This is a genomic window from Pseudogracilibacillus sp. SE30717A (assembly GCF_037071985.1).
Taxonomy (GTDB): Bacteria; Bacillota; Bacilli; order Bacillales; family Amphibacillaceae; genus Pseudogracilibacillus.
Genome location: NZ_JAXHDF010000001.1, coordinates 14546 through 36221, shown reverse-complemented (window position 1 = coordinate 36221; position 21676 = coordinate 14546). Strand labels below are relative to the sequence as shown.

Here is a 21676-nt window from a genome sequence, read left to right as displayed (position 1 = left end):
ATAAATGTATAGGATTAAAGTTGTTCGTATGATTTAATTAAAGTAGTAGGATATATTTGGTAAATGAAGGGGGATAAAGAGTAGTGCAAACCAAACATTCTACATGACCGGCATATTTTACTTCATACTTTTTCATCAAGGGGGAAGAGAAAGTTGAGAGAAGGTAAAATCTTAATTGCTGAAGATGAGAGTAATATTTTGTACTTGCTTGAATTATTTCTAAAGAAAAATAATTATGACGTAGTTACTGCGTTGAACGGAAAGGATGCATTAGAAAAGATTAAAGAATATTTACCAGATCTTGTTATTTTGGATATTATAATGCCTAGAATAAGTGGGCAAGAGGTGTGTAAATATATGCGTGAGGACCCCGCTCTTATGAATATCCCAGTCATTTATATAAGTAGTTTGACTAGTAAAAATGATATTATTTCCAGTCTAGAATTTGGTGGAGATGATTATATAACAAAACCTTTCGATCCCAATGAAGTAGTAGCTCGTGTAAAAGCTGTGCTTAGGCGGACAAGAGGAAGTAAGGCCAAATCAGTTTATCCGCTTGAATCCTTCACTTACCAAGAAACCAAAATATTGCAAAGTATGGGAAAAGGATACACTAATAAAGAAATTGCTTTAAATCTATCATTAACTGAAGGAACGGTGAAGGTGTACAATCATGTTATTTATCAAAAGTTGCATGTTAAAAACAGAACACAAGCTATTATACGTGCGAAAGAGTTAAAAATTATCTAGGAAACATTAACTTTAGTTAATTGGAAAGTTAATTTAAGAGAGGTAAACTAACAATGTCTGAGGAAGTCTCAATTTTTTACTATGCAGTTAATTGACTGGGAGATCCTAAACTAAAAGATACGTCACCTTGACACTGACGGTAATTTTTAGGAAGAGGTGGGGGAAAATAAAAAGTACTGAGTTGGATATTATAGAGACTATAAATTTAGAAAAAATTAATCAATTAGAATTAGAAGAAATTATTACTTTCTATGATCAAAAATTCTTTAAGCATTTGCAAAGAAAAGAGTATGTTACATGTGAAAAATATTTAGAAGATTTTTGTTATGAATTGCTAGAGCTCTCGGATGAAGAACAAACATTTGTCGCCAGGACGTTTTTTGTTAGTATTATTACGGATATTATCCGAGTTAATAATCGGAAAAATTTATTGCATCCAAGAATTCTATCATTTTCTTATTCGATTATTGCCCAAATTGAACAATGGAATAATCTTTCTGAATTTCTACTGTCGATCCCTTGGTTTATAGATTGTTTAAAGGATGAGATTATTGCGCATCATGTATTATTTGACGGTAATATCTATGTTGAAAAAGCACTTAAGTTGATTCAATGCTATCTATCAGATAATAAACTTTCAGTAAATTGGATTGCGCGACAATTGCAGATTTCAACTACACATTTATCTAATTTGTTCAAACTACAAATTGGTGAAAATATTTCTAGTTACATATCAAAACGCAAACTAAATGAAATTATATATGAAATGAAATATACGAATCAATCTTTAGAAGAAATTCGAAAAAAGTATGGATTTATGAATCACAGCAATTTTATTCAACACTTTAAAAAACATCAAGGAATGACCCCTTTACAATATAGACAGACATATATCGACTAAGTTTGTAAACCAATGTCAGAATATTCGGCATATTGTCGAGAAGAGTAAAGGATAGATTATTTTTGTACTCTCCTGTATGATTTAGTAAGAATTAAAGATAAAACAGGAGAGTAAGGTCATGTTTAAAAATAAACCAGTAGTCATCGGTGTGGCAGGTGGTAGTGGTAGTGGTAAAACCTCTGTTACGCGTTCTATTTGTAAACGATTTTGCGATAAGACAATTCTTGTGATTGAACAGGATTATTATTATAAAGATCAAAGTCATTTATCATTTGAACAACGGTTAGACACGAATTATGATCATCCGCTTGCATTTGATAATGATCTGCTTGTCAGCCACTTAAAAGACTTAATTAATTTAAAGCCAATTGAGAAACCTGTATACAACTATAAATTACATACACGGTCGGAACAGGTTATTAAAGTAGAGCCGAAACAGGTAATAATAGTGGAAGGAATACTGATTTTAGAAGATCCTAGACTAGTTGAATTAATGGATATTAAATTATATGTGGATACGGATTCGGATGTTAGAATCATTCGAAGATTGTTGCGAGATATTAAAGAGCGGGGAAGATCTCTAGACTCAGTTATTGATCAATATATTAACGAAGTGAGACCGGCTCACCTTCAATTTGTCGAACCTACAAAGCGTTATGCGGATATTATTATTCCAGAAGGTGGAGAAAATCACGTTGCAATCGATATTATAGCAACAAAAATCGAAAAGATATTAGCGAATGAAACAGAGTGAGACTGGGACAAACGTATTTTTATTATAAAAGACGGATTATGGTAGATTTATGATTGCTTCGTAAATAATACTCTTGGACCTTGATACAACGCTCCGAAAATACCCTTGCTTTCCATAGACACGGCCTAAAACTATGTAGCTTCTCGTTTCTGAGTCGCTTGTAAGGATCTTCGGACTCGTTGGATTCGCACGATCGTTCGTCCTATCGAACTTTTACTCTCCTCTTGTGCGGACAGGAGGTCCAAGTCGGTGTTGGTCACAAATCTGATGGAGACGAAAACGTAGCTACAGTTCAAGGATGTGACCGCATTTGGCAAGAAGTAGATGCATATTTTTTCATTAACAATATTATTCGTCCTTTTAGTGACTAGCTTTATTTATGTCCCAGTTTTCCTTTTTATAAAAATCTTTTTTTATCTTCTGGAGATGGAATTTCACAGACTGTTTTATTAATTAATTTATATCGATTTTTAGCAATGATGTTGTAAATAAAATCTCGAATAGGTACAGGGATAATAATGAAAAAATAACATAATTTCCATAAAAACCGTAATTCCTTACTTATTTTTAAAGCTGCTGTGGATTTTGAATAGAAGTGATTATTACTAATTAATATTAAACTATTTTCATGGGCAGGAACGTTGTACTCATTTAAAAGTGATTGCCCAATCTCACTTTGTAAAGAAGCAAATGAAAAAATGGCTTTAGGATCTCTTTTAATTATAAACTGTACACTCCCATTGCAAAAATGACATTGCCCATCAAATAGGATGATTTTTTTCATCTACTTTCACTTCCTTCCTAGTAAAAAAAGACGACCATATAAGGTCGCCCCGTTTAAGCTTGTTGCTTTTCTTGTTCAATTACTTCTAAACGTCTCTGTATTTCTTCTTCCGATAATTGATGTTCTTTCACATATAAATTGTTAGGACTGCGTCGACACGCATCCGTGCAACCGCGCATATATTTATGTTCATTTTCTTCTGAACATAAAATTTGCTTGTTGCAGACAGGATCTGCACAGTTAACATATCGCTCACATGGTTTGCCATCGAAATGATCTTTCCCAATGACAACATGTTCAGTATGATTAACCGGTACAGTTAAACGATTATCGAAGACATAGCATAAACCGTCCCATAGTTTCCCTTTTACTTCGGGATCTTTACCATATGTTACGATACCACCTTCCAATTGAGCGACGTCTTCAAAACCTTCCTTAATGAGCCATCCAGTAAATTTTTCACAGCGAATACCGCCAGTACAATACGTTAAAATACGTTTACCTTCAATTAAGTGTTTATTTTCTTTAACCCATTCTGGTAATTCTCTAAAGTTGTGGATGTCTGGACGAATCGCACCGCGAAAATGTCCTACATCATATTCATAATCATTTCTTGTATCTAAAATAACCGTATTTTCATCTTGCATCGCTTCATAAAATTCTTTTGGCTTTAAATATTCGCCAGTCAACTCATTTGGATCGACTGGATCATCTAAACGTAGTGTAACGAGTTCCTCTCTAGGTCGAACATGCATTTTTTTAAAAGCGTGTCCATCATGTTCATCTATTTTAAAAAATATATCTTTAAAGCGAGGGTCTTGATGCATTTTTTCCATATATGCATTTGTTTGATCAACTGTCCCTGAAACCGTCCCATTAATCCCATTATGTGAGACTAAAATACGACCTTTCAAACCGAGACTTTTACAAAATTCTAAATGCTCTGCTGCAAATTGTTCGTGATCTTCAATCGGAACAAATTCGTAGTAGAGAAGTACTTGATACTTTTCTTTCATTGTTATTACCACCTGTTTTTTATATTTACAAGATATAAAAAATTATACTTTGCTATATAAATTTTAATTCGTAGCAATCATTTATGTCAAGAGTTTCAGCACGATGTTACTAACTCTGTTGAATTTGTGAATGACGATAAATCAATGAAAATTTATATCTTAATGTCTAGTGATAGAATTGAATGGCTATTTACACTTCTTTCTCTGTTCTGTATATTGTATATAATGATGATCAGAGAAGGAGGGTGCTCTTTTGTTGTTTGATGGTGAACTGATTACAAAATCAATTGCAGAAAAGTTAGATCAACAAGATGAATTAAATAAATACCGCAATGAATTTTATATTCCAAAAGGAAGTATTTATTTAGATGGAAATTCACTTGGTTTGCTTTCAAAGCGTTCAGAGGAAGCTCTTTTAGTAATGCTAGAATCTTGGAAAAAACTAGGGATTGATGGATGGACAGAGGCAGAGGAACCGTGGTTTCATTTATCGGAGCGATTAGGAGAAATGACTGCCCCTTTAATAGGAGCAAAGGCAGAAGAGGTTATTTCGACTGGTTCGACTACAATGAATTTGCACCAGATTTTGGCCACCTATTTCAAACCTGATGCCAAAAGAAATAAAATTATTGTAGATGAACTCAACTTCCCAACAGATATCTATGCGATAAAGTCGCAATTACGGCTTCATGGGCTTAATAGTGAAGAACACTTAGTCAATATCAAAAGCTTGAATGGTCATTTATTGTCAGAGGAAGATATTGTCGCACAAATGACAGAAGAAGTAGCAATGGTTATTTTAAGCGGAGTACTCTATAGAAGTGGTCAAATAATTGATATGGAATATATAACTAAATCAGCACATAAACAGGGAATTTTAGTTGCTTTTGATCTTTGCCATTCGATTGGTTCAGTAGAACATGAATTAGATAAATGGGATGTTGATTTTGCTTTTTGGTGTACATATAAGCATTTAAATGGGGGGCCAGGCTCTGTAGGGGGACTGTATATTAATGAGCGCCACTTTGGGGCAGAACCAGGGTTGGCTGGATGGTTCGGATCAGACAAATCAAAACAATTTGATTTAGAGCATTCAATGACTAGGGCGATGCATGCAGGAGCGTTACAAACTGGAACACCCCATGTATTAAGTGCTGCACCATTGCTTGGCTCTTTATCTATATTTGAAGAAGTAGGAATGAAAAGAATTAGAGAAAAGTCTCTTCAATTAACGGAATTTATGACGAAACTTATCGATCAAGAATTACATAATTTTTCTTTTGTTAATCGAACTCCAATAGAACCATCCAAACGTGGGGGCCATATCTTTGTCGAACATAAAGAAGCTGCAAGAATATGCAAGTCGTTAAAGGAACATGGCGTTATACCGGATTTTAGAGCGCCAAACGGCATTCGTTTTGCTCCTGTAGCTTTATATAATAGCTTTACAGATGTATGGGATGCAATTCAAATAATGAAGGAAATTATGACGGAGGAAAAATTTAAACATTTTGAAAATAATCGAGATGTTATTGCCTAAAAAGATTAGGAGGCAGGAAAATGTCAAAATCAATTTCTGACCTTTATGAAAACTTAAAAAAGGAAAATGGCATTCATACGAACTTTAGTCAGGATATGACCTATAGTGAATATCTTCATTTGGATACTGTTTTGTCCAGCCAACATCGACTTTCGGGACACCATGATGAAATGTTGTTCATAATAATCCATCAAGTGAGTGAGTTATGGATGAAACTTATTTTACATGAACTAAATGCGGCAATCGAATCCATTTCTGAGGGGAAATTATCCAATGCTTTTAAAATGCTTGCACGTGTATCCCGAATACAAACCCAAATTATTCAGGCCTGGGACGTGTTATCTACGTTAACGCCTGCAGAATACTTGGAATTCCGTGATAAATTAGGAAAAGCTTCTGGATTCCAATCTTATCAGTATCGATTAATTGAATTTGCATTAGGATATAAGTCTAAACATATATTAAAAATTTATAATAATAAACCGGTAATCTATCAAGCTCTACATGAAGCTTATCATGCCCCAAGTATTTATGATGTATCTATTCAGGCGCTTTCAAAAGCTGGATTTCCGATTAATAAGTCACTCATTAACCGTGATTTTTCAGTTGTTTATAGTGGAGATCCCTCTGTCAAAGAAGCTTGGGAAAAAGTTTATACGAATGTAGAAAAATATTGGGACTTATATGAATTAGCGGAAAAATTAGTTGATATTGAAGATTGTTTACAACAATGGAGATTTAGACATATGAAGACCGTTGAACGAATCATTGGGTTTAAAGTAGGTACTGGAGGATCTTCGGGAGTCAATTATTTGAAGGAGGTATTGGACCATCGTTTCTTCCCGGAATTATGGGATTTAAGAACAAAATTATAAGGATGGAGGGTATATGATGAAAGAAAAAAGGGATCAATGGACCTCAAAGTTAGGGTTCATACTCGCTTCGGCCGGTGCAGCAATTGGATTGGGAGCAATTTGGAAATTTCCTTATGTAACAGGAATGAGTGGTGGAGGAGCATTTTTTCTTATTTTTGTTATCTTTACATTAGTCATAGGCTTACCAATGTTAATTTCCGAATTTATTATAGGAAGAGGTACTGCAAGGGAAGCGATAAGCGCCTATAAAAAGTTAGCACCAGACAGTCTATGGGTTTGGGTTGGCAGAATTGGAGTATTAGGTTGTTTTTTATTACTGACTTTTTACAGTGTCGTTGGAGGCTGGGTACTAATTTACAGCGGTATGAGTATACCTGGTAAAATTATTTCAGAAAGTGCTAATTATGAAGCTTTGTTCGGCTCAATAGTAGGCAGCCCGGGGATTACGATGTTAGGTCTTCTCCTTTTTACAGTCGCAAATGTTCTCGTTATTTCTTTAGGTGTTCAAAAAGGAATTGAACGAGCGAATAAGTATATGATGCCTCTTTTATTTATCTTTTTTATCATTTTAGTTATTCGTTCCCTAACACTGGAAGGTGCACTTGAAGGGGTAAGATTTTTTCTAGCTCCTGACTTTAGCAATATTACACGTGAATCTATCTTATATGCACTCGGGCAATCATTCTTTTCTTTAGCTGTCGGCTTTTCTTGTATGATTACATACAGTTCATACTTAAAGAAAGATGTAAGCTTAACTTCTTCCGCAGGTACCGTAGTAGGGATGAACATCTTCGTCTCCTTGCTCGCAGGTTTAGCTATTTTTCCAGTCGTATTTGCTTTAGGATTTGAGCCGGCTGAAGGGCCAGGGTTATTATTTATGGTGTTGCCAGCAGCATTTGCACAGTTGCCATTAGGCTCAGTTTTCTTAAGTTTATTTTTATTATTGTTTCTATTTGCAACACTTACTTCTTCGTTCAGCTTATATGAAATCATTGTCGCGGCTTTTACGGCAAATGGGAAGTACTCCAGAAAAACAGTTACTTGGATATTAGGTGCAGTCCTATTAGTCGTTGCTATTCCGTCAGCACTTTCTTCAAGTACGCTTTCAGGAGTGGAGATTTTTAACAAAAGTATTTTTGATGCGACAGATTATCTTGTAAGTAATATTATGTTGCCTTTAGGAAGTCTGTTGATTGCTATTTTCATTATTCATCGAGCAGATAAAGCGCTCGTTCAGGAAGAATATCATTTAGGTGGCAAAGACTCAATTAGTCTGTATCCTGTCTGGCGATTGCTTATGACTTGGGTCGTTCCGTTAACAATTATTATAGTCTTCTTAAACACACTCGGCATTGTAAAGTGAGGTGAACAAAGATGGAAAGAAAGTGGATTGACATTACACAACCATTAACAAATACTATTGCTAGTTGGCCTGGGGATGAAACGTTTGAATTTAAATTAAGTTGTACGAAAGAGCAAACTGGTTCGGTAAATATTGGACATATCTCTACTAGTGTTCATACAGGAACTCATGTAGATGCTCCATATCATTTTGATGAGGCAGGTAAAAAAATAGATGAAATCGATATAAATATGTATATCGGTCCTGCAAAATTAATAGATGTTACGGCATATGAAATAATTGATATGAAGGTTTTAGAAAAATATGAGCTAGATGGAGTTAAACGTTTATTATTAAAAACAGAGAACGAGCGCAATCCGAAAGTGTTTCCTGAAAATTTTACGGTGATCGATAGAGATGCAGGAGATTATTTAAGGAAAAAAGGAATAGTCTTATTAGGTACAGATGCTCCCTCGGTTGATCCTGTAGATAGTAAATCTTTAAAAGGACATCATAGTTTAGCTGAAAATGGAATATATATTTTAGAAAATTTATTATTAAATAATTTAATGCCTGGTGATTATGAATTAATTGCACTTCCGCTTCGAATTGTAGGGGCGGATGGGAGTCCTGTTCGAGCTGTTATCCGACCATTGGATTAATAAAATTAGGGCTGTCTGAATAAGCGCTAGACAGAAAATACGGTACACTTTGCTAATCATGGTAAGATTATTTAAATATACTTGCCAGAAGCAAGATTGTATTTCGTTATATCTGATATGACAGCCCTATTTCCCTAGCTCCTTCCATATATGTCGTGCTTCAGCTAATTCGGCCATGGCGCCTCCAACATCTTCTGCTTTAATAAATCCCTCTGTTCGATCCAATGATTTATGTAAGGTGCTTATTTCTCCTCTTTCTGCACTGAATTGGATTCGATGGACTACTTTTGTCCATGCTTTTTTTGCCTCATCTAAATGCTGTGAAGCTTTATCCCATTCATTATTTAGCACTTCTGTTTCCATTTTTGCAATTAATTCCATTACATCATCCTCTGTTCCAAATGGTCGTTTTAATAGAGCACCTGTTGTCATAACAGCAATAAAAATAGCTATTAAAATAATCGGTATGATAATCCGGACACTTCGTTTCACTACACTCACCTATTCTAAGCTTTTTTGTTCTTTCGGATCAATTGAATCTTTATAACCATCAATAAACATATTGCCTGTTTCATCAATAAGGGCTAAAAAAACTTCTTCAAATGCACCAAATCCGTAAGCACGTATTTGATTGAGGAGCCAGTCTTTATCTTTATCGATGTATAATAAATTTTGTTCCATCACTTTACCATCGTAGATTAATTCTTTGCTCATTCCTTTATAGGGAGTTAAAAGTCCAATATCTTTTGGAGTAAGGGGTTGATATTCAGATTTTTTTAAGATGGAAAGTTCTCCACTTGTTTCGAAGACTGCATACTCTACTTCACTAATATCAAATATTTGTTTTTCACGCAGTAGTTTTAGTAAATCGGAAGCCCGATACTTTATCTTCTTTAATGTTTCTTCCATTATTTTACCATTCATAATAACGACAGCAGGCTCACCGTCAATATATTTTGCTATTGTTCTTCCTTTTAGAACAGACCACTGAAAAATAAAAACAAGAATTGTCCAAGTCAATAAACCTACCCAATGAGGCCAAGCTCTACTCGTTAGATCTGTTGTGAGAGTAGCTGCTATTGAACCGATAGTAATCCCTGTTATATAATCAAAGAAGGATAATTGACTAATTTGTTGTTTACCTAATATTCTGGCAAAAATAAGTAAAGAAATAAAAGCGATAATAGATCGAACGACAACGACAAGAGTTTCAATCAAATGACCTCACCTCAATTATGTTTTACCTTATGTTGTGTAGATGTTGTAGAATTATGTTAAAATTTGAAGAATTAAGTCGTGTCGAAAAAATATTTTAATAATTGTTGTTATTCGCTTGCATTTTTTTAAGATAAAGGGTAAAGTTAGTAATAGCAAAAGGCAATTGATTAAAAAAATACTTTACGATCTCTTTAACAAGTGGTGTAAAAGTATTGATTCAATTACTTTGCACGATATTTGTATAAGGAGGTCATTCTTAATGATGACTGGTAAAGTTAAATGGTTTAATGCAGAAAAAGGCTTCGGATTTATCGAGCGTGAAGATGGAGACGACGTATTCGTACATTTCTCAGCTATCCAATCTGAAGGTTTCAAAACTCTTGAAGAAGGTCAAGACGTTGAATTCGAAATCGTCGAAGGAAACCGTGGACCACAAGCAGCTAACGTTTCTGCGCTATAATATATTTGACAGTGAAAAGCTTATCTCTATAATGAGATAAGCTTTTTTAAATAGGACTACATATGGAAATCCAATCGTAGTAATTGTTTACTTAACTTTCGCAGCGTGAAATAGATAAAAAAACCTTGGTAGTATTAGGAAGTTTAGAGATTCATTTCCTTAGTTGTATTTTCAATTAACTGGTTGTTTGAAAATCCAACTGTATTCCAAGATATTTCATCGGCGCACTTGATATAAACTGTGCAGTAATTGCATCAACTTTATTAAATTCAGGAAGCCGCTTCGGAAAAACACTTCGCTTTCACCACAGGCATAAGAGCGACATCTGTTCAAGCTGCACTATCGTTTGCTTTTACAGTGTCTCCTTTACCGCAGGCACGGCCTCAGCTTCTGTAGCTTCTCGTTAACGAGAAGCTACAAGGATCTTCCGACGTACAGGATGTACTAGTGCAGACGTTGCCACAGGACGTGGCGTACTTAGTCTGCGTTCCCCTGTCGCTGTTCCTGCAGGAGTCTTCGTATTTTACCTACGCTAGCATGTAGTTTTTATTCAATGAAAGAAAGGATTGTTGTTGTCGATTCTTAAATTCAGTCAACAGTGTCCATCCCAGCGTAGCATATTTCTGTAGCGGTAAGGCAATTACCTTCTAAAGTTGCTGCACAGTTTACTTTTTTTATGCAAAACAGTTTTATCATGTGTTAATGTTATCAAGATATCAAATGGAGTCAATTTCCTGTTAAGCCATGTATCTGTTTAACCTTACTTTGTGAAAGTTGAGGTGTTTACAACAATAAATATGTTTTAAAAGGAGTGCTTGATGTGAATTCGTCTGACTGGGAGATTGCAGCAAAACAAGAGTGGGATGATCGAGCAACGTTTTGGAATGAGCGAAGTGAAGTTATGTGGAAAAAAGGCAGTCGAAAAGACATTGTCCCTTTTATGAGTAACTACTTACATAAAGATAATAAAGTAATTGATATAGGCTGCGGCAATGGATATGGTACCAATATGTTAAACAAGGCTGGTTTTCAAGCTGAAGGAATTGACCTTTCTCCGGAAATGATAGAGTTAGCGAAAGAGCGCTTTAAACATATATCCTTTCAACAAGGAAGTATTTTGGATTTACCCTATCCTTCGAATAAATTTGATGGGGTTTTAGCAATTAATGTTTTAGAATGGATAAAGAATCCCTCCTTGGCTCTGATGGAGATTAAACGTATTCTTAAACAAAAAGGCTTAGTATGTGCAGGGATTTTAGGGCCAACAGCTAGACCAAGAATGCATGGATATCGTCGAGTTTATGGTGAAGAAGTAATTATTAATTCAATGATGCCTTGGGATTTTGCTCAACTTGCAATTGAAAATGGATTTACACTTTTAGATAGTTTTGGAGTGCATAAAAAAGGAGTAACAGATCAAAAAATAGAAGGGTTTCCATTAGAATTAAAACAGGCTGTATCTTTCATGTGGGTTTTTATATTTGAAAAAAAGTGAGTAGGTGTTCATCATGAAACTGAGTAGAAAAGATCAGTTGATCATTGAAAATTATCAGAATGAAGAGCAAATGATGGTGTTAATATTTGCTCAATGGTGTGTAAATAATAATTTGGATGCAATTACTCTTTATAAAGAAGCGTATCCTAGTCAACCTGAAAATAAAGCATTGTTAGAAGCGATAGAGAACACGGTTCCTAAAGAGGAATCGGAAGAAATTTCAATTGAAGTTGTCCAGCAAGTTTTACAATTATTTGGGAATGACGATCTAGCTTTTGTGATTGAAGAAGTTGCACAAAAGCGGGAGAACTAGAAAACTCGGCTTTGTCTGCTAAAAAAGGTTGAGGCTGGGACATAAGCTAGAAAGAATTATTGAAACACGAATAATTACGTTAATAATAGTCGCTACAGAAATATACTTCGCTTTCCGCCAGCGCTGATAAGCCCTTTTAGGCTTCGCCTTTCAGTGTCTTATCGAGGCTTTTCTTCTGGCAGGAGTCTCCGTATATTTCTTTCGCTAACTTGAGATATTGTTCGTGTTTCATATCTACTATTTCGTTTTGTCCCAACCTCAATCCTCGTTATTCAAAATATTTAATTAATGCATGAATTCCGCTTTCATCTTCGCCCTGATTGGCTAGTTCTTCGTACATTTCTAATGCCATAGTTAAACTTGGAGTAGGAAGGTTCATTTCTTTTGCAGATTCCTGTGCGATTTTCATATCTTTTATAAAATGTTTAATGGCAAATCCAGGCGCAAAATCACCTTTTATCATCCGTGGTGCGTAATTGGATAACGACCAGCTACCAGCGGCTCCTGTAGAGATAGACTCTAGTACAGTAGATGGATCAAGTTGAGCTTTTTTTGCATACATTAGTGCTTCACAAATACCAATCATGGCAGGCGCAATTGAAATTTGGTTGACCATTTTGGTATGTTGACCTGCACCAGCTTCACCTTGTAATATAATATTTTCTCCCATTGTTTCAAAAATAGGTAACATCTTCTCAAAAGCTTCTTTATCTCCGCCAACCATAATAGCCAATTTAGCTTCACGCGCTCCAACATCTCCTCCTGAAACCGGAGCATCAAGTGCATATACATCTTTTTCTTTTGCAGCCTTGTATATGTCAACTGCTAAAGAAGGTTTGGAAGTAGTCATGTCAATGATATAAGTACCTGATTTGGCATTTTTGATAATACCTTTTCCACCCAAATATACTTCTTCAACATCAAGTGGAGTGCCAATAATTGTAATAATTACATCAGAGGCTTTAGTCAGACTCTCTACCGAATCCTCCCAAACTGCACCTGCCTTGAGCAAGTCTTCTGCTTTTTCTTTTGTGCGAGTATGAACATGTAAAGGATAACCATTATACAGTAAATGTTTTGCCATACTTTTTCCCATAACACCAGTACCGACAAATCCTATTGTTTGTTTCTGTGTCATCATATCCACTCCCTCTTTTACAATAAATTAAAAATTTCAATAATTATAATTGCCATCTAATCCACATATTAACATACATTTTACTGTAAAAGAAAGAATCATTTTACTAATAACACACATAGTATAAAGAAGAACAAAAGTGAGTTGTACAAGGTCTTAATAGAAAAAGCAATGTTTAAAATGGAATAAATAAGGCATATAAACTTTACAGGTTATTTTTATTATTGGCCACCTTAGTATCAAAAACTTTATCAGATTATTGGAGGTTGATGATTCAATGCTGACAAATGAGCAGACAAATGAATTGAAAGAGATATTATTAACTAGACAAAGTCAAATGATCCGCCAGGTGCAAGACCGTTTTGGTCTAGAAACGTCATTTACAGATGCTGTTGGTGAATTATCAAGCTACGATAATCACCCAGGAGATATGGGTACTGAAATGTATGAACGAGAAAAGGATATTGCCTTGAATGAGCACGCCGAAAGAGAACTCGAAGAAATAAATGAAGCCCTTCATGCAATTGATGAAGGGACTTATGGTATATGCAAAGTTTGTAGTCTGGATATCGCATACGATCGATTAAAAGCTGTACCGACTGCAGACACTTGTCGAGAACATGCGGAAGATGATGAAAGGATTTTTAAACGAAATCGTCCAGTAGAAGAAGAAGTGTATAGTCCGAATATTAATCCAGATGAAGTTACGGCAGAAACGCAAGTAGGTTACGATGCTGAAGATGCATGGCAAGAAGTAAGCCGTTATGGCACCTCGGAAACTCCTTCAGACTTTTTCGGTGATAGGGATAGTTATAATGAAATGTATCCGAATAGTGATGAAGATGTTGGTTATGTGGAAGACGTAGAGCGATATTCTTCTCATGACTAATTATGCACTTTTTTTATTAAAATTAAGATAAAACATCTCAGAACTCGTAACTCATATGGTATACTAGTAACGCTTTAAGGATTTTTTACAATGAGGAGCGTACATCCATGAAATTAAGAGAAGATATCCGGAATATTGCAATTATTGCCCATGTTGACCATGGAAAAACAACATTAGTTGATCAATTGTTAAGGTATTCGGGAACATTTGCAGAACATGAACAAGTGGAATCACGGGCGATGGATTCTGGAGATATTGAGAGGGAACGAGGAATTACTATCTTAGCCAAAAATACTGCGATTCACTATAAAGATAAAACAATCAATATATTAGATACACCAGGTCACGCAGATTTTGGTGGAGAAGTTGAACGGATTATGAAAATGGTTGATGGTGTTATACTAGTTGTTGACGCCTATGAAGGGACGATGCCACAAACTCGATTCGTTTTAAAAAAAGCACTTGAGCAAGAGTTAAAACCTATTGTCGTGTTAAATAAAGTGGACCGTCCTAATGCTCGCCCAATTGAAGTAATTGATCAAGTGTTTGATTTATTTGTTGAATTAGGAGCGAATGATGAGCAACTTGATTTTTCTGTACTATATGCTTCGGCATTAAATGGAACATCAGGTTATGAACCGGAAATTCAAGAAAAGACAATGGAGCCAATTTTTGATACGATTGTTGAAAAAGTTCCTGCGCCTATTGATTTAACAGAAGAACCATTACAATTACAAGTTACATTACTTGATTATAATGACTTCGTCGGTAGAATCGGTATTGGTCGCATATCGCGTGGGAAAATAAAAGTCGGGGATCAAGTAGTTGTTATGAAGCAAGACGGTTCGAAGAAAAATTTCCGAGTAACTAAATTGTTTGGATTTCTTGGGTTAAAACGGATTGAAATTAATGAAGCAAAAGCGGGAGATATTGTCGCGGTTTCCGGAATGGACAAAATTAATATCGGTGAAACAATTTGTCCGGTAGATCACCCAGAGGCTTTACCGCCGCTTCATATAGATGAACCGACTTTACAAATGACATTTCTCGTAAATAATAGTCCGTTTGCAGGGAAAGAAGGAAAATATATTACGTCTGCTAAAATTGAAGAACGCTTAAAAACGCAATTAGAAACAGATGTAAGCTTGCGTGTAGAACCTACCGATTCTCCCGATGCTTGGACGGTTTCTGGTCGAGGTGAGTTACACTTATCAATATTGATCGAAAATATGCGCAGAGAAGGATATGAACTGCAAATATCTAAACCTCAAGTTATTTTGAAAGAAATTGATGGCAAAACATGTGAACCGATGGAACGAGTGCAGATCGATGTTCCAGACGAGTATACTGGATCAGTGATGGAATCGATTGGTGAACGTAAAGGTGAAATGTTGGATATGATTAATCATGGAAATGGACAAGTTCGACTCATTTTCAAAGTTCCATCACGAGGGTTATTAGGGTACACAACTGAATTCTTGTCCCAAACAAGAGGTTATGGAATTCTTAATCACACCTTCAGTGACTATGAACCGGTTGTGAAAGGGTATGTTGGAGGGCGACGCCAAGGAGTTCTCGTAGCACTTGAAAACGGAAAAGCTTCCACATATGGTATTCTTCACTTGGAAGACAGAGGTACAATCTTTATTGAGCCTGGAACTGAGGTTTATGCCGGAATGATAGTTGGAGAACATAACCGAGAAAACGATTTAACCGTAAATATTACTCGTGAGAAACATTTAACGAATATCCGTTCCGCAAATAAAGACCAAACGTCAATCATTCGAAAAACTAGAGATATGTCATTGGAAGAAGCGATCCAATATTTGAATGATGATGAATATTGTGAAGTAACTCCAGAGTCAATTCGCTTACGGAAAAAGATTTTAAATAAAAATGAACGTGAAAAAATGGCGAAGAGAACAAATAAATAAACATAATCTTCCCTATCTAAAAATCGTTGATAATACTTCTGCATGAAATATGCATTAGATATATAATCAACGATTTTTATTTTTTTTACAGTTTATTCACTTATTTTGTAATCTGTTTGCATATCCCATTCATGTACTTCATATCCTCTAGCTCCAACTTCTACATAAGGATCTTGCTTTACCCATTCTGTAACTTCTTCTAAGTTATTTCCTTGGTATATTATTAAACCTCCAGCCCCATCTACAAGTCTACCGTATAATAAAACTCTTTTTTGTTTTCGCATTTCTTCCAAAAAATCGAGGTGTTCTGGACGATGTTTTTGACTCTTTGCTTCATCTTTCATTGTTAAAAAAGCTGCATAATATTTCATCATTATTCCTCCCTGTATATACTAAATTTAAATGGAATCTTTATTACTTTCATTATTTGGAATATATCTTGTAAAATAAGCTGCACATAGTAAAAATAAGCAGGCTAGTCCCCATGCTGCTATTCCGTTCCACCTAACATCGAACCGGAAGCTTACTATGACAGATATCATACTTAACCCGATACATATTGCAGTTAAATAACGTTTCATCGGAAACCCTCCAATATTTAACCTTATAAATTATCTTACCATAAATTTCTTAGAAGTTAGGGAGAATATACTTTTAAATAAAAAAGTATAAATAATGAAATAAACAGAAAAAACCTAGTCGCAAAGACCTTCGAGCAAGATAGTTCTTTATGATTATTTTAATATTACAAAAACAGGAAAATAGTATGTGATATATGTTAATGTTCATATTTTAAGGAAAAAATTCACGCGACATAAGAATCATTTTTAGAAATTTACTTAAAAGCCATTGACATTGATTTTGCTATCTTTTACCATACCTTTTTAAGGTAAGTAAACTCGTAGTTTTATCTGCGGGACTATATACCTAAATAAAGTAAAGGAGATGAGTGATTATGTCAGGGCAAATTAAAATGACTCCAGCGGAACTAACGCAGAAAGCTGGCCAATACGGCCAAAGTGCTGAAACAATCAGAGAAGTCTTAGGTCGATTGGAAAGCTTACAGAGGGAGTTAGAGGAGCAATGGCAAGGTCAAGCTTTTCAAAGCTTTAATACACAGTTTGAAGATTTAAGACCTAAAGTAACTAACTTTGCTCAACTTATGGATGATATTAAGGATCAGCTGACAAAAACGGCTGATGCAATGGAACAACAAGACCAAGCATTATCACAAAACTTCGGTTTCAGATAAACAATAGGGGACGAATTGTTTCCGCACACATTTCGAGTCACATAACTCCCGTTGTGTGACTCATCATTCTGTTTAGAGAACATATTAATTTTTAAGTAATTAACTTCATTTTCCTCATGTCAAAAGATAGTAAGATAATAAAAATCTAATGGAGTTGTCAGAACATGAAAAATTTTAGATGGCAAGGGATCGTTTTTTTCTTCATCATATTTATTTTATCAATTGGTTTGTCTTACCTTGCTTTTAATGAAAATTCAATTGAACATGTTGACAAAGAGCAGAAAATGGCAATTGCACTCGTAAATGAGGACGAAGGAGCTTCTTTTAATGAGGAAGAAATTGTCTTTGGAGATGAGTTTGCAAATAGCGTTACAAAGGACAATAAGCACGATTGGTATGTTGTAAGCCGAGGAGTAGCGGAAAGTGGATTTAATCGCGGCTCATATGACATGATGATCGTTATTCCAAATGACTTCTCAGAAAGGTCTCTGTCAATTCATTTGGAAAGACCAGAACCAGTGTCATTACACTATAAAATAAATGCAACCGGACATGAAAACGTTAGAGCAGAAGCTGAAAAAACGGCAGGGCAAATTTTAAATGACTTTAATAAGCGTCTTATTGACGTTTATTTTGCCAGCATTATTGGAAATTTACAGGAAGCTCAAGATAATATTGGTGAAATAATAGAAAAGGAAAAAGAGTATACCAAATTATATAATACCCAAATAAATTCTCCTTTATCAAACTATACGGATCAATTTAAAACTGTGAAAGATTATACACAAATATCCAAGGATAGTTATAAAGGGTTAGAAGATATATTAAAAAACTTTGGCGACAATTTATCAGAGGATACAAAAAGTAAGCAACAGTTTACAGAAGAGATTAACTCTGTTATTAAAACACAAGAAGAAAGTGGTAAAATTGCAATGACATTTGGGGAAGCTTTGGATCAGTTTGCAACCCAAATGAGACATGAAGATGTCATAAAAAGACTTGCTGAAATAGAACGTTCAAACAGATTAGTTCATGAGGAATTTCAGAGGGCTAAAGAAGAAGAACCAAGGACAAAGACAATTATTTCGAATGCTAATTTAATTGAACGAAGATTTGAGATGATGAGTTCTGAGGTCGATAATTTTAGAGAGGACTTAGACGAAAAAATACATAAAGATTTACAGAGACAACTTCAAAAGCGTCTAGAAGATACATTTAAGGATGATTCCTTTGTTAATGTGAAGATTAATGATCTATTTGCAGGTTTAGATGATACGGTTCATAAAGAGATCCGAGAGCAGATCAGAAGATTGCCGACATTAAAAATTGAAGAAATTAAAGACCTTGGGCTGGCAAAAGAAACGGAAAGAGATCTTACTAACATTGTAAAAGTTAGCCAGAAATATAACATTGATTATGAAAACCGCCCGGGTTCGGGTAATAATAGAAAGATCGAAACAATCAAGGATAAGCTAGACCGTATAGTGGATGATTTAGAATCTGGATTCACTGTGACAGATACAATTGAATTGACTGATCATAATCAAGGTGAAGTGTATTTTTCTCTGGAGAGATTACCTAAAGAATATAAATTTGAACATATTGAAATAAATGGGTACCGATTAAGAGACTTTGATCCAGGTACAGCTGTAAAAATCAAGCCAACAAAAAATGAACTTACAGTTACTCTTGCATTAAAATTGAGAGAGGAATTTAAAAGTGAGATTGATCTTTTCTCACCATTAGAGTGGGAATGGAGCCTTGCACAGGAAGGTGTTGAGAAAGAAACCCCTTCTGAAAATATCCCGCCAGAAAACAATGGTGAGGACGAACAAAAGCCTGATGATAATGATCCGGGTGAAAATGATGAAGTAGAAGAAGGAACGAGCGATCATTCAGATCAACAACAAGAAGAAATAGATCAAGGTGAAGAAGGAAATCCTGGAGAAACTGAAGAAGATGGTGATGCACCAACAGATGAGGACGGTAATGAGCCGCCAACAGATGGAGAAGAAGATGAAGGAAAAGAAGAAGAGGAAGAACCAGAAGAGCAACCGATAAGAGAGATAGAAAATAATTATTTAAACCAAAAAGTCCAAAGTTCTTTATTGAAAGATTTGAATGAAGAAGAAATAATGAAATCAGTTAATGAACTGGTCGAGTTTGTAAGTAATTATTATCGCTTATTCTCTCTATATGAATTATATTTCGGCTTCGATATGAAAGATTCTGAGTTTGAGAAAAATCTAAATAAAATTATAGATAAAAAAGACTCACCACTCACGACTTTAGTAACCGAAGATTCCTTATATCATATGATTTATGAAAAAGAAATTAAAGATTTAATTAAAGATCATATTTTAAAAGATGTGACTAACCAAATAACTGATGATGTAAATCGGTCTATGACATTGATTGATGATATTGTCAGGAAATATCAAGATGATGTAAGGGCATATCAGAAGGAATCGGAAAGCTTAGCTGAAAAGATCCGTCAAACAAAAGAATCAGCGGATTCCTTAAATAGTGAAGTAGGAGCTTTGTTAGAACAATTAGCACTTTGGCGTGATACAAGTAATGAGTTAGTGAGTGAACAGACAGTCTTCCTTACAAATGATCAAGATGTGCAATTGGCCATCATGAGTTTAGATAGTGGTTATCAGCCGTTATTATTAGCTAGTGAATCAATTGCGGACCAGGCAAAAGTAAATTTTGAATCAGCGGATCATGTGTATCAAACATTTGATGCGATTGATGAACAAGCAGAGAACATTCAGACTAGTGGTGTTAATTTAGTAACACAAGCGAAAGAATTAGCGAATAAATTAACAGATAAGGCGCTTGAAGACGCTGATTTCGCCGATAATTTTAATGATGTTTTAGCGAATAGCCGAATTGGTGATAGGCAGAATGAGAATTTATATCGCTTCTTAGCAAATCCTGTTGAAACGAAAAACAATGGGGTTATTACGAAAGGAGAATCGTTCACTCCTTACTTCCTAGTCATTATTTTGACGGTAGTTACACTCTTTACCGCCTATGTTATCTCATCTATTCAACAGCGAAGAAATGTCGAGGGAGATGCTTTCAAGGAGGAAAGAGCACTATTAAATTCAAATTTACCGATTGCCACTATTACTGGAGGAATTGGGATTATTGAAGGGTTAGGTATAGGCCTTCTCTCATTCTATTTATTACAGTTTGATCAAGGTGAAATGTATGTGTGGATTGGGGTTATTATCCCATTGACACTAGCTATGTTATTGATAACTACTTATTTACTAAGACAGTTAAAGATGGTTGGGATGTTTATATTGCTGTCTATTTTAAGTATCTATTTATTGCTTACAAAATCACTTGGATTTAAATTTGAAAATAAACAATTGGTAGATTCATTACGACAAATTTCTCCTTTACAGTATGTAGAGAATCTTCTAACTAAGCTAATTGAAGGTAATTCAGTTGCTGTAATCTCAATAATAATACTCGTGTTACTTGCTATAGGAGGATTTATCCTTAATCTTTTCGTCATTCAGAAAACTGGTAATAAAGAGGGGATGGAAAATGAGAGTATGTCAGAAGCAAATTAGTATTTTGCTTCTCTTTTCCCTCTCTATTTTCTTTTTTATGCCAACTTCTATATTTGCAAATGAAGAAGGTACGGGAAAAGGGAAAATGCAAATTAAAACAGATCGGATTTTAAAGAACCCTGATGAAGAAAATGAGATTATGGAAACAGAGCTTGATAAAAGTTTCCCGGATTTATTTAAAGAAGAGGTTAAGGAAAAAATAGCAACAAAACAATTGAAAGATAAAGAGGAAACAGAAGAGATAAGAAGTGCCATTTTTTTTGAAGAGATGAAGGCATCAACATCTCTTAATGATATTAAAAATGAACTATTTACAGAAAACTATGAGTCTTCAAAGGCATTTGCTGGAGAAGAATTAGATAAAGAAACATCTAATAAGGTTTCTTCATTCGTATTCTATGGTAGTATTACAGCATTTCTTATGATAATTGGTGGAGGAATCGTATTCTTACTAAGAAAATGGGAGATGTAACTTAATTAGTAATGGAGATGAGTTAATTGATAAAAGAAACTCATATAAATGTAACGGTAGACTTTTCAAATTGGGGTGCGAATGTATATGATCTTCGAATCCCTAAACATCAGACGGTAAAACAGTTATTAATAAATCTGCAAGATACATTGGGGATCCAAATGCCTAATCAGTCCCGATTCGTAATAAAAGTACCAACAAAACAATTAGTTCTTGCGGATGATGATAGTCTGTTAGATTATCCTGTTGCAGATGGGGATATTTTTATTGCTTTATGAGTTCTCGTAAATT

At 34.9% G+C, this 21676-nt stretch carries 23 protein-coding genes; 16 read left to right on the top strand and 7 right to left on the bottom strand.

Features of this window, described 5'->3' with window-relative positions; all coding sequences use genetic code 11:
- Positions 1-153 precede the first annotated feature (153 nt).
- The 3 genes from SPD48_RS00205 (at position 154) to udk (ending at position 2405) form a co-directional block, all read left to right on the top strand.
- Positions 154-750: a response regulator transcription factor gene (locus SPD48_RS00205; RefSeq protein WP_336256028.1), complete on the top strand. Its 597-nt coding sequence runs from the start codon at positions 154-156 to the stop codon at positions 748-750.
- A gap of 181 nt (positions 751-931) precedes the next feature.
- On the top strand, positions 932-1651 hold the full coding sequence (locus SPD48_RS00200; protein ID WP_336256027.1) for a helix-turn-helix domain-containing protein: 720 nt from the start codon (positions 932-934) through the stop codon (positions 1649-1651).
- A gap of 118 nt (positions 1652-1769) precedes the next feature.
- On the top strand, positions 1770-2405 hold the full coding sequence (gene udk, locus SPD48_RS00195; protein WP_336256026.1) for a uridine kinase: 636 nt from the start codon (positions 1770-1772) through the stop codon (positions 2403-2405).
- A gap of 397 nt (positions 2406-2802) precedes the next feature.
- Here udk and SPD48_RS00190 read toward each other — a convergent pair whose 3' ends face one another.
- Together SPD48_RS00190 and trhO are read right to left on the bottom strand one after the other, a co-directional pair.
- Positions 2803-3189, bottom strand: a complete 387-nt coding sequence (locus tag SPD48_RS00190) for a thiol-disulfide oxidoreductase DCC family protein (RefSeq protein WP_336256025.1) — start codon at positions 3187-3189, stop codon at positions 2803-2805.
- 53 nt (positions 3190-3242) lie between these two features.
- Positions 3243-4205 (bottom strand): oxygen-dependent tRNA uridine(34) hydroxylase TrhO, encoded by a 963-nt coding sequence (gene trhO, locus SPD48_RS00185; RefSeq protein WP_336256024.1) that lies wholly within the window; start codon positions 4203-4205, stop codon positions 3243-3245.
- Positions 4206-4458: 253 nt separating this feature from the next.
- Between trhO and kynU the strand changes: the two genes are divergently transcribed.
- Genes kynU through kynB form a run of 4 tightly spaced genes read left to right on the top strand, consistent with a single transcriptional unit; the run spans position 4459 to position 8624 of the window.
- Complete coding sequence (gene kynU / locus SPD48_RS00180) at positions 4459-5745, top strand: kynureninase (protein ID WP_336256023.1); 1287 nt, start codon at positions 4459-4461, stop codon at positions 5743-5745.
- Between the two features lie 20 nt (positions 5746-5765).
- Positions 5766-6620, top strand: coding sequence for a tryptophan 2,3-dioxygenase (gene kynA, locus SPD48_RS00175; RefSeq protein WP_336256022.1), 855 nt, complete (start codon positions 5766-5768; stop codon positions 6618-6620).
- A 16-nt stretch (positions 6621-6636) separates the two neighbouring features.
- Complete coding sequence (locus SPD48_RS00170; protein ID WP_336256021.1) at positions 6637-7983, top strand: sodium-dependent transporter; 1347 nt, start codon at positions 6637-6639, stop codon at positions 7981-7983.
- An 11-nt stretch (positions 7984-7994) separates the two neighbouring features.
- Positions 7995-8624, top strand: a complete 630-nt coding sequence (gene kynB, locus SPD48_RS00165; RefSeq protein ID WP_336256020.1) for an arylformamidase — start codon at positions 7995-7997, stop codon at positions 8622-8624.
- A 126-nt stretch (positions 8625-8750) separates the two neighbouring features.
- Here kynB and SPD48_RS00160 read toward each other — a convergent pair whose 3' ends face one another.
- Positions 8751-9116, bottom strand: a complete 366-nt coding sequence (locus SPD48_RS00160) for a DUF4363 family protein (RefSeq protein ID WP_336256019.1) — start codon at positions 9114-9116, stop codon at positions 8751-8753.
- 9 nt (positions 9117-9125) lie between these two features.
- Positions 9126-9842 carry a DUF421 domain-containing protein gene (locus SPD48_RS00155; RefSeq protein ID WP_336256018.1) on the bottom strand — a complete coding sequence of 239 codons (717 nt, stop codon included), beginning with the start codon at positions 9840-9842 and terminating at the stop codon, positions 9126-9128.
- Positions 9843-10101: 259 nt separating this feature from the next.
- On the opposite strand from SPD48_RS00155, the gene SPD48_RS00150 reads away from it, so the two are divergent.
- From SPD48_RS00150 to SPD48_RS00140, 3 genes are all read left to right on the top strand, one after another.
- On the top strand, positions 10102-10302 hold the full coding sequence (locus SPD48_RS00150; protein WP_207519268.1) for a cold shock domain-containing protein: 201 nt from the start codon (positions 10102-10104) through the stop codon (positions 10300-10302).
- Between the two features lie 820 nt (positions 10303-11122).
- The gene (locus SPD48_RS00145) at positions 11123-11797 is read left to right on the top strand and encodes a class I SAM-dependent methyltransferase (RefSeq protein ID WP_336256017.1); all 675 of its coding nucleotides are present in this window, start codon (positions 11123-11125) and stop codon (positions 11795-11797) included.
- A 13-nt stretch (positions 11798-11810) separates the two neighbouring features.
- On the top strand, positions 11811-12110 hold the full coding sequence (locus SPD48_RS00140; protein WP_336256016.1) for a hypothetical protein: 300 nt from the start codon (positions 11811-11813) through the stop codon (positions 12108-12110).
- A gap of 268 nt (positions 12111-12378) precedes the next feature.
- Here SPD48_RS00140 and SPD48_RS00135 read toward each other — a convergent pair whose 3' ends face one another.
- A complete protein-coding gene (locus SPD48_RS00135; protein ID WP_336256015.1) occupies positions 12379-13251 on the bottom strand; it encodes an NAD(P)-dependent oxidoreductase in 873 nt (290 codons plus the stop codon).
- Positions 13252-13525: 274 nt separating this feature from the next.
- On the opposite strand from SPD48_RS00135, the gene SPD48_RS00130 reads away from it, so the two are divergent.
- Together SPD48_RS00130 and typA are read left to right on the top strand one after the other, a co-directional pair.
- Positions 13526-14137 carry a TraR/DksA C4-type zinc finger protein gene (locus SPD48_RS00130; protein ID WP_336256014.1) on the top strand — a complete coding sequence of 204 codons (612 nt, stop codon included), beginning with the start codon at positions 13526-13528 and terminating at the stop codon, positions 14135-14137.
- Positions 14138-14244: 107 nt separating this feature from the next.
- Positions 14245-16071, top strand: a complete 1827-nt coding sequence (gene typA, locus SPD48_RS00125) for a translational GTPase TypA (protein ID WP_336256013.1) — start codon at positions 14245-14247, stop codon at positions 16069-16071.
- A 92-nt stretch (positions 16072-16163) separates the two neighbouring features.
- Here typA and SPD48_RS00120 read toward each other — a convergent pair whose 3' ends face one another.
- The gene (locus SPD48_RS00120; RefSeq protein ID WP_336256012.1) at positions 16164-16442 is read right to left on the bottom strand and encodes a YciI family protein; all 279 of its coding nucleotides are present in this window, start codon (positions 16440-16442) and stop codon (positions 16164-16166) included.
- A gap of 27 nt (positions 16443-16469) precedes the next feature.
- Complete coding sequence (locus SPD48_RS00115) at positions 16470-16652, bottom strand: hypothetical protein (RefSeq protein ID WP_336256011.1); 183 nt, start codon at positions 16650-16652, stop codon at positions 16470-16472.
- Positions 16653-17026: 374 nt separating this feature from the next.
- Here SPD48_RS00115 and SPD48_RS00110 point away from each other — a divergent pair, with 374 nt between their 5' ends.
- The 4 genes from SPD48_RS00110 to SPD48_RS00095 all read left to right on the top strand — a co-directional run bounded on the left by SPD48_RS00110 (position 17027) and on the right by SPD48_RS00095 (position 21663).
- A complete protein-coding gene (locus SPD48_RS00110; protein ID WP_336256010.1) occupies positions 17027-17323 on the top strand; it encodes a WXG100 family type VII secretion target in 297 nt (98 codons plus the stop codon).
- A gap of 164 nt (positions 17324-17487) precedes the next feature.
- Positions 17488-20913: a type VII secretion protein EsaA gene (gene esaA / locus SPD48_RS00105; protein ID WP_336256009.1), complete on the top strand. Its 3426-nt coding sequence runs from the start codon at positions 17488-17490 to the stop codon at positions 20911-20913.
- Complete coding sequence (gene essA, locus SPD48_RS00100) at positions 20888-21385, top strand: type VII secretion protein EssA (protein WP_336256008.1); 498 nt, start codon at positions 20888-20890, stop codon at positions 21383-21385. The genes esaA and essA overlap by 26 nt, the downstream gene beginning before the upstream one ends.
- A 26-nt stretch (positions 21386-21411) precedes the next feature.
- Positions 21412-21663: an EsaB/YukD family protein gene (locus SPD48_RS00095; RefSeq protein ID WP_336256007.1), complete on the top strand. Its 252-nt coding sequence runs from the start codon at positions 21412-21414 to the stop codon at positions 21661-21663.
- Positions 21664-21676 lie beyond the last annotated feature (13 nt).